Genomic DNA, 14,086 nt, shown 5'->3' with positions numbered 1-14,086 from the left:
ATCATACCTCCAGATTCAGTATTTCGAAAAAGATCTTTTCGCTCCTGAAGGGGGCGTGTCTCAACCTTATTCCCGTGGCGTCGAAGATCGCGTTCCCGATCGCCGGTATCGGCGAATCTATGCCTATCTCACCGATACTTTTTGCCCCGAACGGTCCAGTGGGTTCGTAGCTTTCGACCAGACCACAGGTCAGCTTCCCGTAATCCATTCGGGAAGGAACCTTGTAGGTGAAGAAATCGTTGGTGAGCATCCGGCCGCCGCTGGAGTATATTATGTCCTCATAAAGAGCCCAGCCTATGCCCTGCATCGAGGCGCCCTCGAGCTGGCCTATGGCCTGGATGGGGTTTAGTGCCAGTCCGCAGTCGGCGTAAGAGACGAGGTTTATCAGGTAAACTTTGCCGGTTTCTGTATCGACCTCGACCTCGGCGAAGGTGGCCAGGAAGGGTGGTGGCGACTCCTCTCCCACGTAGGAGGCCGTCGCGGCGATCTGTTGCTGATTGAAGGTGTACATGTGTTTGGTGCAGAGCTCCTCGAGGCTAACCGAGCTTCCATCGCTGCACGTCACGGTTCCGGCCGAGAGCTTCAGCTCCTTTTCCTCCCTCTCCAGGAAGTTAGCCGCCAGCTCGAGTATCTGTTTTTTCACCTTTTCGGCCGCCAGCCTCACCGCGTTTCCCGAGACATAAGTGGTACTGGAGGCGTAAGCGCCTACGTCGAAGGGTGTCACGTCGGTATCAGAAGAATAGACGATTATCTTCTCCAGGGGCACGGAGAGGACCTCGGCCGCGATCTGGGCGAGAATGGTATCGCTTCCGGTGCCTATATCGGTGGCTCCCACCAGAAGGTTGAAGGAGCCGTCTTCGTTCATCTTCAACGTAGCGGCGCCCATATCGACCTTGGGTATGCCCGATCCCTGCATGGCCAGTGCGCAGCCTACACCCCTGACCCTGCTCCCATTTCTCATGCGCCTGCCGCGCTTTTCGTCCCAGCCTATCTCTTTCTTTCCCAGATCTATACACTCCTGGAGTTTGCAACTCTTCATTATCTGTGGAACGCCTTCACGGCCCTCGCCCATTATCTTGAAGATCGGAGAGGTCTCCCCCTCCCTGATCGAGTTCATCTCCTTCAATTTAAGCGGGTCGATCTTCAATTCGTGCGCCAGTTCGTCTATGGCGCAGTCGAGCGCGAATAGTCCCTGTGGCGCTCCGTATCCCCTGTAAGCGCCGGCCGGTGGCAGGTTTGTGTAAACCACGTCCCCGCCGAAATGGACGGCATCGACCTTGTTGTACAGCGGAAGAGTTTTCGAGCCCGAGACCATGAAAGTCGTCAGACAGTGCTCTCCGTAGGCGCCCGTGTTGGAGAGACCGCGCATGGAGATAGCCTTTATCCTGCCGTTGGCGTCGGCTCCCACGGTTATGTCGTACTTCATCTCGTGCCGTATGTTCGAGGCCATCGAGACCTCTTCTCTGGTGTAGATTATTCTGGCCGGCCTTCCGGTCTTGAGCGTCACCATCGCCGCGTAAGGTTCGGCTATTATCGACTGCTTTCCGCCGAAGCCACCGCCGATCCTGGGCTTTATGACCCTTATTTCCGATATCGGTTTCTTCAGTATTCTCGAAAGGATGCGCCGACAATGAAAGGGAACCTGCGTGGATGTCACCACAATGAGTCTGCCGGCGGGATCGAGGTAGGTCACCGCGTTGTGCGGTTCCAGTGCGGCGTGGAGCTGGGTGTCCAGGTGGTAGGTTCTCGTGATGACGTAATCGCAACCGTTGAGCGTTTCCTCGACATCTCCTATCTCCATTTCGAAGTGCGCCGCGATGTTTCTCGATTTATCGAAGACTCCCGAGCAGTCTTCCTCGTCGTGTATCACGGGTGCCCCTTCTCTCATCGAGTCTTCCATGTTCAGAACAGGATCGAGCAGCTCGTATTCGACATCTATCGACTTCAGGGCTTTCAAGGCAGCCTTCTCGGAGGTAGCCGCCACGATCGCGACCGCGTCTCCGACATAGCGCACCTTCCTGTCGAGCAGGAAAGTGTCGTAAGGCGAAGGCTCGGGGTATCCCTGACCGGCCCTGGAATAGGGAATCCTTTCTACGTCCTCGTGAGTCAGAATGGCGACGACACCCTCGATAGCCCTTGCCCGATCGGCATCTATGCTCTTTATTATCGCGTGCGCGTACGGGGAGCGCAAGAGTTTCACGATGAGAGCGCCTGGGACGTCGTAATCTGGAGTATATACGGGTTTTCCCCTTACGAGGGCCTTGCCGTCGAGCTTCTTCTTCGGTTTTCCAACGGTTTCAAAGGCTTCACTCATATCACTCATAGTCGTCACCTCTCATCACTTCGGCAGCCTTCTTAATCGCCCTGTTCTGGGACTCGTACCCTGTACACCGACAGATGTTGCCGTTCAGGGCCAGCTTTATGTCTTCGTCTGAAGGGTCGGGATTCTCCCTCAGGAGCGCCTCGCCAGTCAAAACGATCCCCGGTATACAGTAGCCGCACTGCGCCCCTCCCTCCTCCAGAATCGCTTCCTGTATGGGATGGAGCTTCTCGCCCTGTGAAAGTCCTTCGACGGTCTCGATGCGCTGGCCATCAACGGACGCGGCGAAGGTTGAACAGGAAAGGACCGGTTTCCCGCCTACCAGAACCGTGCAGGTTCCGCAACTGGCCGAGTGGCAGCTCCTCCTCACGCTTTTATAGCCGAGATCTCGCAATACTTCGAGGAGATAATCGCCCGGATCGATGTTGATCTCGTGAAGGTTTCCGTTGACGTCGAGCGTTATTTTCATATGACCATCTCCTTTATCTTCTCGGCGGCCTTCTGCGCCATCACCGAAGCGAGGTGCTTTCTGTATTCGAATGAGGCGAGCATGTTCGATCCGCCGGTGAAGTTGTCGAAGACCAGACTGCGCACGATGGAGGGCATTAAATCGTTGATCTCCAGTTCCTCCAGGGCGCTCTCTATCGTATCGAACCTCATCGGGTATTGCGGCCTCGAACCGCACACGACTCTCGCGGCTTTTATGCGTCCCCTCTCGGGCATGATGGATAAGGCGACGTTCACGGTCGCGATATCGAAGGTAGTTTTTGAGAACTTCTCGAAGGCCGATATCCAGCCGTCCTTCTTTATTATTATGTGGGTTATTAAAGGCTTTTCACCGGCCGGAAGAGCGAAGTAATCCGATAGCAACATCTTTCTATAACCATCGGAGCCATAGACTATGAGACCGGCTCCAGCCGCAAGAAGACAGGCGCTCACATCAGACCAGCCGAGCTTCGGGGCGATCGAGCCGCCAATCGTGGCCATGTTTCTTATTTGCCATGAGCCGACCAGCGAGAAACTATCATAGAAGAAATCGCCGAACTCCTTCCTCACCAGCGGGTCCTTCCTGAAAGCCTCGACCGTGGTAGTCGCGCCAACGACTATCTCGTCCTCTTTGATGGAGACCGAATCGAACCTGAGGTTTTTAAGATCGATTATCCTTTCTATCCTTGAGGATTCCATCAATGCGACTATCGTGCCGCCCGAGAGGAAGATCGAATGCTCCCTGTCGGCCTCCATTATCTCGAAGGCCTCCTCTACCGTCTTTGGCCTGAAGTACTCTTTTACGTTCGAAAGCATGATTACCCCTTCTTTCTCCAGACATTTAGAGTTCTTTGAACAAGGTTCCTGACCACCGTCGATCTGTACCAGGCGCTGGCCCTCACGTCGTCTATCGGCGATATCGCAAGCATGGCCAGTCTAGTGAACTCCCGATCGTCGAACTCCTCTCCGGCCTTCTCGAAATACTCGCAGGCCTTCTCCGGCATGGCCACTGTGGGCGCAACCGAGCCGAAGGCCATTCGAATTTTCGTGCCGGATATCAAAGAGCCGACCGAAGCGACGGCGATCGCCATCGCACTCCTCTGCCCGACTTTATAGAACTGGGGAAAATAGCCCGCTGTCTTTTCGACCAGTATCGCGTTGACGTACTCGTCTCTAGAGAGCGTTGTCTTTCCCGGTCCCTTTATAAAGGAAGAAGCCTTCTCCCTCCGCTCCCCGTTCGCACCAAAGATCACCACCGTCGCGTTCGAGAGGTAGAGGGCCAGAATAGAATCCCCTGCGGGTGAGGCGTTCACCAGATTGCCCGCCAGCGTTGCCCTGTTCCTTATCTGCGGGCTTCCGATCTCGCGAATGGCCATCGGTAGAATCGGACAGCAGTTAGCTACGAGTTCGCAATCGAGCAGCTCGCTCATCGTCACCCTGCTCCCGATCGAAATCTCCTCGCCCAGATCGAGTATATCGTCCATGCCCTTCATTCTGGCTAGACTTACCACCCTGGCCGGGGAGAGCCTGCCCGACCTTATCCTGACCAGCAGATCCGTCCCGCCGGCCATTATCTTGCAGTCTTCGCCGTCGAGCATACTCTTGAGTTCTCTCTCATCAACGGGCATCAATAATTTAAAGGAAATACGCCACCACCACCCTTTCGCATTTCACCGTGGACGCCGATTCCGACGAAACATAGTAATATCGGAGCGCTGAGAACCATCGATAGGCATTGTTCCACGCCCCGGGCACGAATCCGAAAAGCGCCGACTATCCCGTCTCAACCTGCAACACTCTCGCTCAAGACTTACCCTCTATATCCTCCGGAAGATCTATATCCACCGTATGACGTTTCTCTCCCCGTATGGATCTGAAATTTGCGATCCCTTCCTTGACCAGCGCGAAGGCCCCTCTATCCCCTTCGATCTTTGAAAGCTCGGGGAATAGTTCCCGCGGAACGAAAGTGGGAAAGCCTTTTGCGCCCTGAAAAGCGAAGGCCGTCATCTCCCTTCCACGCGGGGCCTCGGCGAGGAGCCTCTCGACGTCCCTCCGCTCTATGTAGGGCATATCGCCCAGCGTCAGAACCAATCCTTCCGACCGTGGATCGATGCTCTTCAATCCGGCCTTTACACTGGAGGCGATTCCCGTCCGGTAATCGTAATTCACCACTACCCTGAACCCGTCGGTGGAAAAGAGTCCGAGCGGAAAGCCCGGCTTGACCACCAGTATCTTTTCCAGTTCGAGGGGGCCGAGACTGTCGATCGCCCACTGCAAAAGTCTTTTGCCTTTCAGGAAGGCTGTCAGCTTTTCAGACTTGAAGCGGCTCGAAGTGCCAGCCGCCAGAAGGATCAACGCAACGTTCTCAGATTTCTCAGACTTCACCATTTTTCGATTTTTCGGCCGCGGCCCTTATAGCCTGCACTATCTTGTAGTAGCCCGTGCAACGGCAGAGGTTCCCCTCTATGGCCTCCATTATCTCTTCGTCAGATGGGTCTGGATTTCTGTCCAGAAGCGCCTTGGCCGACATCAGCATGCCGGGCGTGCAGAATCCGCACTGTATGGCCCCCTTTTCTATGAACGACTCCTGAAGGGGATGCAGCCGGCCGTCTCTTTCCAGGCCCTCCACCGTAATTACTTCCTTTCCGTCTATTTCCGGCGCAAGAACCAGGCAGGAGTTGACGGCCTTGCCGTCGATTATCACCGTGCAGGCTCCACATTCACCTTCGCCGCAACCTTCCTTGGTTCCGGTGAGTTTCAGCTCTTCCCTGAGGAAGTCCAGCAGCCTCATGTCATCTCTCACTTCCAGAGAGTAATCCCTACCATTAAGCTTGAAATCGATCTTCACCTATTGCCTCCTCGATAACCTCTCTTTCGGGCGATAACCTGCGAAGTTCCGGCATGATCGACGAAGGGCTTTTGAGATCTTTGAGACCGTTACCCGTCACCACGACCACGACCCTGCTATCACGGGCCAGCAGGCCCTGCCGCGCGCACTTCTTGAACCCGGCCAGGGCTGTCGCACCGGCTGGTTCTGCGAAGACGCCGCTTTCTCTGGCCATTTCGATTATACCCTCAAGAATTTCCTTATCGGAAACATCTATCAACATACCTTTGTTCTTGTGCGTGTAACAACAGGCCTTCACCACGTCCCTCGGCTTGCCCACGCAGATGCTGTCGGCAACCGAGTTGGCCCGAATATCGATCGGCTCGAAGGGGAAACCGGCTTCGTAAGTCTTCTTTATCGCAGCCGCGCCAGAGGCCTGGACCCCTACAATGATTGGAAGCCTGTCGATCACTCCCATCTCCCTCAGGTCGTCGAAACCCTTGTGGAAGCTGGATAAAACCGTGCCGTCGCCGGCCGAGACGAAAACATAATCGGGAAGCCCGCCAATCATCGAAAAGGCCAACTCGAGCGCGCAGGTCTTTTTCCCTTCCAGCAGATACGGATTTATGGCACTGTTGCGGCAGTACCAACCCCTTGAAAGACCGATCTCCATCGACAGATCGAAAGCCCTATCGTAGCTGTCCTCTATCGCCAGAACCTTCGAGCCGTAAACCTGGAGCTGTGTCAGCTTGGCCTGTGGTGCCGTCGCCGGGACGAAGATGACGCTCTCGAGCCCCGAAACTGCAGCCATGCCCGAGAGAGAACTCGCGGCGTTGCCTGTCGAGGCGCAGAAGACCGTTCCGTAACCCTTCTCGACGGCCTTGGCCACGACCACCGAGCTTGCCCTGTCTTTGAAGGAGGCCGTGGGATTTCTTCCATCGTCCTTTATGAACACTTCTCCTACCCCGTACTTCCGCGAGAGATTATCGCACCTGTAAAGCGGAGTGTTGCCCACCAGCAGGTTCGGCTTGAAATGATCGCCCTCGAAGGGGAGGAGAAAATCGAAGGCCCAGATTCCGTTTTTGCCTAAATCGAACCTGTTTCTCGAATACTCACGCCTGACGATATCGAAATCATAGATCACTTCCAGCGTACCCTTTCTATCGCCACAGACCGGGCAGGTGTACTCCACCTCCGCCGGGTCGTACTCTTGCGAGCAGGTTATGCACCTTAGGCGGTACTTACTCAAATCAGCACACCCCCGATCGCACCGACCGGGCAACGCGACTGACAGAGCCCGCAACCGAAACATGACTCCCTATCGACCTCCACCATCCCGTTCAGCGAGAGGGCGAAGTAAGGGCAGACCGAAACGCAAAGACCACACCTGGTGCACTTATCGTGATCGATCGCCGGATTGCGCACCTCGAAGGATAGACCTGGCTGCCGGACGCTTGAGACCGCCTCCGCGACACTGTGAAAGCCCCTGCTCTCCAGAACCTTCGGAAGGTCGGAGATTATTCTCGAGTATATATCCTTTCCCTTTATCAACGCTCCGGAAAGCAGTTGCACCGCGTCGGCACCGGCGCTCAAAAAATCGACCACGTCCCCCGCGCTCGCGATGCCTCCCACGCCTATAACGGGGAGGCAGGTGACCTCGCGTATTCTTCTGACCATCGAGAGAGCCAGCGTCTTGATCGCCGGACCGCTGATCCAACCGAAGCCGTCCCCGCTTCCCATGGGCGAACGCTTCAGCGTGGCGTCGTAAGGATAGACCGGGCCGAGCGAGTTTATGGCCACCACGCCATCACCCCCGGCCTTTTCGATCGCCCGTACCATGACGGCTGGATCGTTCACGGAAGGGTCGAGTTTCAAAAAAACCGGCCGGTCGCTGTTTCTCTTGACGGCCGATATCAGCTCCTCCATCAGCGATGGATCGTCGGCCACGTAATGGGTAGATAGCTCGAAGGCGTCGGCGTATTTATCGAAAAGGGGCACCAGCTTTTCGAGATCGTTCGGCGAATATCCCAAACTGACGATCAGCGGAAGATCTGATTCACCCCTGAAAGCCGGAATGAATTCTTCGAGCCATCTTTCGTAAGGGAACTCGCTCCAGAGCTCAGTGTTGACGACGTAACTGTTCGTGGCGATTATGCACGGCCGCGGCACTTTCGCAGCCACGGTGGAGATAGTCTTGGTCACCATCGCCCCGACGCCGAATGCGGCTATCGAGAGCATCTTTTTATCGTCGCCCGTCAGCGGCCCCGAAGCGGGCATCACGGGATTGGAGAGTGATAGTTTGCCGAGTCTTGCGGACAGGTCCACAGTATCGCCCCCTATATTCTCTTCCATAGATTTAACGAGAGTCTTCTGGCCTCAGAGTAGATCTCTTCTTCATCGACCAGCGTCGCCCTTCCGCCGGAGAGTACATGCCTTCCGGAGACAAAGACGTCCGTAACCTTAATGTTATCACAGATCCCAAAGAAGTAATGATCGAGAAAGTTCCCGGCCTTTACCGGCGTCGGACTGGAGTAATCGATCACGACCAGGTCGGCCGCGCTTCCCTCGCGAACGGTTCCGAGATTTGCTCCGAAAGTCCTGGTTGCCAGACGGTAATTGGCTCCGAAAAGCGTATCTTTCAGGTCCTGGCTACCCGACACCCTCGGATCTCTGGAGAGGTAATGGGGCGCAAGAAGTGCGAACCTCACATCGTGGCAGAGGTTGAAACCGTAGCCGTCGTTCCCGATAGCCGTTTCGATACCCTCTCTTAAAAAGCTCTTCCAGTCCGGCAGACCTACTCCGTTGTTCGTGTTCGACTGGACGTTCACCACTAAATTTCCGCCAGTCTTGGGAATCAACTCTCTCTCTTCGGGCGTGGTGTGGATACAGTGGGCGTATATAGAGCCCGGACTCATCAGGCCGCTTCTGTGAAATCTCTCCAGCACTCTCTGGTCGTAGAGCGAAAGACTCCTCTCCTGGTCTTCCGGCCCTTCAGCGATATGCACATGAATCGGGATCGAGCCGGAGACCTCTTTCGACACAAGCGACAGAGTCTCCCTCGACAGCGTCAGCGAAGCGTGCATTCCGAAGAAGCCCCTGCGGAAAGGAGTGTTGAAGCGCGAAAACTCCATATTCTCCCTTATACCCTCATCGCGCGCCTTCGTGCCGTCCCTGTCGGAGACCTCGTAGGCCCCGCAGTACCTTAGGCCGGTCTCGTTCACCGCTCCGGCGATCGTCTCCAGCGAGCCGTTTATCGCATTTGGCGAGGAGCTGTGGTCGAAGAGCGTCGTGACGCCGCTCTTGAGCGATTCTATCGAGGCGACATAGCCGCTTATCCTCAGCTCTTCCAGCGTGAGCGAACGGTCGAGCCGCCACCATAGCTGCTCCAGAAGTTCGGTGAAGGAGCCCGGATTGAAACGGGAGAGTCTCATCCCTCTAGAGAGAGTCGAGTAAATGTGGGTGTGGGCGTTAACGAAAGAGGGCATAACGAGTCTGCCAGAAAAATCGAGATTCTCGCCTTCGTACCTTCTCTCTCCCGCCCCCACCGCGACTATCTCGCCACCTTCGATGGTCACGTAGCCACGTTCTATGAACTCTCCGTCATTGGTGTATATGGAAACGTTATTCAGCTGCACTTCGATCCCCCCATAAAACTCTCTTTCTCTCGATAAACCTCCCGCTTCCAGCCTCAAGTAAAACCCTGTTCTCGTGGAAGGCCAGCCTTCCCCTCATCACGGTCGCCACCACCTCTCCCCTCAGCGACATACCCTCGAAGAGCGAGTGATCGCTCCGGGTTAGAGGTGATCTGGAATAGTTGTACGACCTTTCCCTGTTCACTACCGCTATGTCGGCCGTCCGTCCCGGCACGATCGTTCCCCTTTCCGGGTAGAGACCGAGCAACCGGGCCGGGTTGATCGATAGGAGCGACGCCACCTTCACGAGATCTCCGTCAAAAAGAGTGTTCAACACTGGGAATGAGAGCCCCAGCGATCCCGTGCCGAAAGGTATCGAGGAGAAGCTCTCTCTCTTGTCTTGCGTTGTGAAGGGGCAGTGGTCGGTTCCTATCGATCCAATATTCCCCTCGAGAAGCCCGCGCACCAAAAGCCTTCTCTCCCTCTCGCTCCTGGCAGGGGGACAGTAGGTGTTCAAAAAGCCCGACTCGTCATCGAGGGCCTCGTCGTTCAACATCAGGTATTGGGGGCAGGTTTCAAGAACAGAATTATTTTTCCATTCTGTATTCATTAATGATACTGCCTCTACGGTATCTCCACTGGAGACGTGCACCACATAGAGCTGTCCATCGACACTTTTCGATAGCTGTATCAGTTTCACCACCTCCGAGAGCTCGGTTATCACCGGCCGGAGGTGCGGCAGATCCCTGTGAGTCGGTTCGCGGTCTCTCCGCAGTTCTCTCTCGCGCGCAAGTATTATTTCGTCGTTTTCTGCGTGGGCGAGGACCACCAGGCCTTTCGACCTCGAAAGGGCGAGAAGTTCTAGAAGCGTCCCATCGTTGGTCCTCCTGCCCGAGCCGCTGTAAGTGGTGAAGACTTTGATCGATGGCATTCCCAGATTTATGGCGGCATCGGCTATCGCCCGGGGCGTGAACTCAGGGTTGCCTGCAAGAGTTACGTGAAAGGCGTAATCGACCCGACTGGTTCTGGAAGACCTCATTCGCCTCTGAACGGCCTCTTTCAACTTTTCGAGCGTTCTCACGGGATCAAGGAAATCGATTACTGTCGTCACGCCACCACTGAGCGCCAGAGCCGAGCCCGAATCGAAATCGTCGCGGGAGGTATATTTGCCCAGGAAGAGATCGAAGTGAACGTGGGGATCTATGAAACCGGGAAGCAAATAAAGGCCAGAGCAGTCCAACGACTGCCTGGCCTGGAATTTCATCTTTCGCCCGGTTATAAGCTCGATGACCTCGTCCCGGATATACACGTTTGCCGGGAAGAGCTCCTCCCCGTTGCAGACCGTTCCATTCTCCAGGGCAAGGTCGTAGATCATGGCCTGCCGCCCATCGTCAGGGCCATTATCGCTTTGGCCGTGTGGAGCCTGTTCTCGGCCTCGTCTATCACTATCGATTGCGGACCGTCTATCACTTCGTCCACCACTTCTCTGCCCCTGTCGGCCGGAAGCGCGTGCATGTAAACGGCTCTCTTGCCGGCCAGTTTCATCCTTTCGGGTGTGCAGATCCAGTCCCTGTTTTTCCTGACCTCCGTCATGATCTCGTCCGTGTTTTCCGAGACGTAAAAACCGCCCCAGGACTTTGGAATGACTATATCAGCGTCCTTGAAAGCCTCGTCCATGTCGTGAAGGATCTCGAATTTCGCCCCGCTCTCGAGGGCGTTCGACTTCGCCTGCTCCACGATATCGGGCATTAGATCGAAGCCTTCAGGATAGGCGAGCCTAACGTCCATCCCGTATCTGGTAAAGAGGAGTATTTGCGACTGTGGAACTGAAAGAGGCTTCAGATGGCTCTCGGCGTAAGCCCAGGTTATGGCTACCTTCAACCCTTTGAGATTGGTTCCGAAGCGTTCGCGAATGGTCATCATGTCGGCCATCACCTGCATCGGGTGGTAGATGTCATCTTGAAGGTTCAGTATCGGGACGTCCGAGTATCTGGCCAGGGTTCTCAAATACTGGTTTCCTGCCTTGAACTTGCAGTGTCTCACGGCTATCGCGTGGCCGTACCTGGAAAGAATCATAGCCGTATCTCTGGGAACCTCTCCGTGGGCCGTTTGCATCGTGGAAGGATCGAGATAGTGGGCGTGACCTCCCAACTGCGTAATGCCGGCCTCCATGGAGTTTCTGGTTCGAGTCGATTGATCGAAAAACATCAAAAAGACGGTCTGGTAAGGCAGTAGGGGAGTGGGCTCGTTGATCGCGAACCTTCTCTTCAGATCCGAGGACAGGTCCAGCATCAGATCGATCTCTGTCCTGTCGAAATCCTGCGTGGTTATGAAATCCTTTCCTCTAAGCATGCTGCTCATATTTTACCTCCAGCTCTATTGTGAAAGCCTCAAGGGCAATAGTGCGTACATCGCCGCCGCCCTGACGAGATGATCGACCGGGCACTGATCGTCTGGACTATGGGCGTAGATCTCGTTGGCCGGTCCGAAGCCGATAGTGGGTATCGAGAAGACCCCGGCAGTCGCGATCCCGTTCGTCGAAAAGGTCCATTTATCTACCAGCGGGTCCGCTCCGAAGACCTCCCTGTAAGTGGCGACAGTTTTCCTGACTATCCCTGAATCCTCCTCCATCACCCACGTCGGGAAGTACTTCTCGACCGGGAAAGAGAGCCCCGTGTAAGAAGGCCTGTCATAGAATAGTTCGATTATCTCGGCCTCTTCGCCGGCCAGGGCGATAGCCCCTTTCAACTCCTCTACCACCGATTCCTTGGTCTCTCCGGCTGTCAACCTTCTGTCCAGCTGGATCGTACACTCGTCGGCGACGGCATTCTGTGAAGGCGATTTGAAGAAGATCTGCGTGACAGCGATCGTCCCCTTTCCGAGGAAGCGATCGTCTTTCAGTCTTTCGTTGAGCCTCTCTATTTCGGCTATGATCCTGGCCATTTTGTATATCGCGTTAACTCCTCTCTCCGGGGCGCTGGCGTGACAGGAACGGCCCACCGTCCTTATCTGGAGCTCCATTCTGCCGCGATGGCCACGATAGATGTTTAGATTGGTCGGCTCGGTTATGACCACGAAGTCCGGCCTTATACCGTCGCGTTCGATAATGTATCTCCAGCAGAGACCATCGCAGTCCTCCTCCATGACAGTCCCCGTAACATAGAGAGTGAAATCACCCGTTAGCCCTTCCTCCATCATAATTTTCGCGCCATAGACCATGGCGGCCATTCCGGCCTTCTGATCGGAGGCGCCTCTGCCGTATATTACGCCGTCCTTCATCTCTCCCGAGAAGGGATCGACCTTCCAGAGCTTCTCGTTCCCGACCTCTACAGTGTCGATGTGGGCATCCATGGCTATCACCTTTTTGCCGTTGCCTATCCGGCCGAGGATGTTTCCCAGACCATCGACTATCACCTCGTCGAAGCCAACCTTCTCCATTTCCCGTCTTATCCTTTCGACCGCTTCGCGTTCACCGGCCGAGAAGCTTTTTATACTCACCAGATCCCTCAAAAAATTTGCCAGATCGTCTCTGTAACTTTCCGCTTTAGATAGAAGACTACCCTTCACGCTATCAGCTCCCTGAATTGTTTTTACTATTATAACCGGATTTGTGTGCCGTATGAAGAACGGCTAGAGACCATCCTTCCCTATCAACAGCCCGCAAAGGTTCTGTGCGTCCTTATATGGCGACACTCTTACCCGCTTGCGGAAAAGACTCTCTTTCTTATCGAAATTGACTGCCAGCGTACTATAATCTCTTTGGGGAGGTGATCTGATGGATACTCTCAAAGTCGTGAACCTGAAAGCCAGAATCGGCACTTTCGAACTGGGGCCGGTAGATCTGAACGTGGGCAAAAAAGAGATAGTGGGCCTCATAGGACCTTCCGGATGCGGCAAGACGCTCCTGCTAAGAACCATAGCAGGTCTTCAGGAGCCCGTGACCGGGCAGGTCTTCATAGACGGAAAGGATGTCACTTATCTCGAGCCCCACCTGAGGGGACTGGCCTTCGTCTTCCAGGACAACGCACTCTTTCCGCACTTCGACACACACAACAATATAGCCTTCCCCCTGAAGATCAAGAAAGACCCCCAGACCGAAGAGAAAGTGCAGAAAAAGGCGGCCGAACTCGACGGTCTGACCGACTACCTGGACCGTTGGCCGAAGGAACTGCCAGCCGGCATGAAAAAACTGACCGCGATCGCTCGCGAGACGGTGAAGAAGTTCAACCTGATCCTCATGGATGAACCCTTCGAAAGGCTCGACAAAAAGATCAGAACGGAACTAAGGGCGATGATAAAACGCTTGTTAATGGCTATAGGCGAATCGGTACTGATAGTTCTCAACGACCCGGAAGACGCGTTGGCGATAACCGATCGGATTTACGTCATGAAAGAGGGAGTGTTCGTTCAGAGCGGCGAACCCCGCGAAATTTACACCAGTCCAGCCTCTTACTTTGTGATGGAACTCTTTTCGACCATGGGTATCAACAGGGTGGGTAGTGCAGTTTTCAGGCCCCAGGATGTCGAGATCGACGAAAACGGAAGCTATGTAACGCTTGAACACTGCGGCCCCTACGACTCGAAACGAATCCTTTGCAACGGAAAAATGGAGGGCCAAGAAGTAGTGCTACTTCTTCCCGTCGAATGCAGAGAAAAATCCGACGTTAAAATCAGGATAAAAAACTCCTTCGAAAAAGTGTAAGAGCCGTCCTTCGGAAGAGCGGTTTTTCGTTGCGGAGCTAGGAGCTTTGTTCTTCGTTCGCAAGAGCAAAAAGCCATCCTTGGAAGAGCAGTTTCTCGTTCCGACGCTGTGCGTTCAGG

Annotated in this window: 13 protein-coding genes; 1 reads left to right on the top strand and 12 read right to left on the bottom strand. The window is 54.9% G+C overall.

Annotated elements, in window-relative coordinates; genetic code table 11:
- Position 1: 1 nt before the first annotated feature.
- The 12 genes from MESINF_RS13300 to MESINF_RS13245 all read right to left on the bottom strand — a co-directional run bounded on the left by MESINF_RS13300 (position 2) and on the right by MESINF_RS13245 (position 12,832).
- A complete protein-coding gene (locus MESINF_RS13300) occupies positions 2-2,314 on the bottom strand; it encodes a xanthine dehydrogenase family protein molybdopterin-binding subunit (protein WP_169701094.1) in 2,313 nt (770 codons plus the stop codon).
- A 1-nt stretch (position 2,315) separates the two neighbouring features.
- Complete coding sequence (locus MESINF_RS13295) at positions 2,316-2,789, bottom strand: (2Fe-2S)-binding protein (protein WP_169700614.1); 474 nt, start codon at positions 2,787-2,789, stop codon at positions 2,316-2,318.
- On the bottom strand, positions 2,786-3,622 hold the full coding sequence (locus tag MESINF_RS13290; protein ID WP_169700612.1) for an FAD binding domain-containing protein: 837 nt from the start codon (positions 3,620-3,622) through the stop codon (positions 2,786-2,788). Before MESINF_RS13290 ends, MESINF_RS13295 begins: the two co-directional genes overlap by 4 nt.
- A 2-nt stretch (positions 3,623-3,624) precedes the next feature.
- On the bottom strand, positions 3,625-4,434 hold the full coding sequence (locus MESINF_RS13285; RefSeq protein WP_231936925.1) for an FAD binding domain-containing protein: 810 nt from the start codon (positions 4,432-4,434) through the stop codon (positions 3,625-3,627).
- A gap of 175 nt (positions 4,435-4,609) precedes the next feature.
- Positions 4,610-5,194, bottom strand: a complete 585-nt coding sequence (locus MESINF_RS13280) for a nucleotidyltransferase family protein (protein WP_169700610.1) — start codon at positions 5,192-5,194, stop codon at positions 4,610-4,612.
- Positions 5,181-5,654 (bottom strand): (2Fe-2S)-binding protein, encoded by a 474-nt coding sequence (locus MESINF_RS13275; RefSeq protein ID WP_169700608.1) that lies wholly within the window; start codon positions 5,652-5,654, stop codon positions 5,181-5,183. The genes MESINF_RS13280 and MESINF_RS13275 overlap by 14 nt, the downstream gene beginning before the upstream one ends.
- Positions 5,632-6,882: a threonine synthase gene (gene thrC / locus MESINF_RS13270; protein ID WP_169700606.1), complete on the bottom strand. Its 1,251-nt coding sequence runs from the start codon at positions 6,880-6,882 to the stop codon at positions 5,632-5,634. Before thrC ends, MESINF_RS13275 begins: the two co-directional genes overlap by 23 nt.
- Positions 6,879-7,958 carry a 4Fe-4S binding protein gene (locus MESINF_RS13265; protein ID WP_231936779.1) on the bottom strand — a complete coding sequence of 360 codons (1,080 nt, stop codon included), beginning with the start codon at positions 7,956-7,958 and terminating at the stop codon, positions 6,879-6,881. Before MESINF_RS13265 ends, thrC begins: the two co-directional genes overlap by 4 nt.
- Before the next feature lie 11 nt (positions 7,959-7,969).
- Entirely contained in the window at positions 7,970-9,268 is a 1,299-nt protein-coding gene (locus tag MESINF_RS13260; RefSeq protein WP_169700602.1) for an amidohydrolase family protein, read from the bottom strand.
- Positions 9,255-10,640 carry a dihydroorotase gene (locus MESINF_RS13255; protein ID WP_169700600.1) on the bottom strand — a complete coding sequence of 462 codons (1,386 nt, stop codon included), beginning with the start codon at positions 10,638-10,640 and terminating at the stop codon, positions 9,255-9,257. Before MESINF_RS13255 ends, MESINF_RS13260 begins: the two co-directional genes overlap by 14 nt.
- Positions 10,637-11,626: an ornithine carbamoyltransferase gene (locus MESINF_RS13250; RefSeq protein WP_169700598.1), complete on the bottom strand. Its 990-nt coding sequence runs from the start codon at positions 11,624-11,626 to the stop codon at positions 10,637-10,639. The genes MESINF_RS13255 and MESINF_RS13250 overlap by 4 nt, the downstream gene beginning before the upstream one ends.
- A 15-nt stretch (positions 11,627-11,641) precedes the next feature.
- Positions 11,642-12,832, bottom strand: coding sequence for a YgeY family selenium metabolism-linked hydrolase (locus MESINF_RS13245; RefSeq protein ID WP_169700596.1), 1,191 nt, complete (start codon positions 12,830-12,832; stop codon positions 11,642-11,644).
- A 208-nt stretch (positions 12,833-13,040) separates the two neighbouring features.
- Between MESINF_RS13245 and MESINF_RS13240 the strand changes: the two genes are divergently transcribed.
- Positions 13,041-13,967, top strand: a complete 927-nt coding sequence (locus MESINF_RS13240) for an ABC transporter ATP-binding protein (RefSeq protein ID WP_169700594.1) — start codon at positions 13,041-13,043, stop codon at positions 13,965-13,967.
- Positions 13,968-14,086: the final 119 nt, after the last annotated feature.

The sequence above is a fragment of the Mesotoga infera genome (assembly GCF_900157305.1).
GTDB lineage: Bacteria > Thermotogota > Thermotogae > Petrotogales > Kosmotogaceae > Mesotoga > Mesotoga infera.
This window is presented reverse-complemented; position numbering and strand designations above follow the sequence as displayed.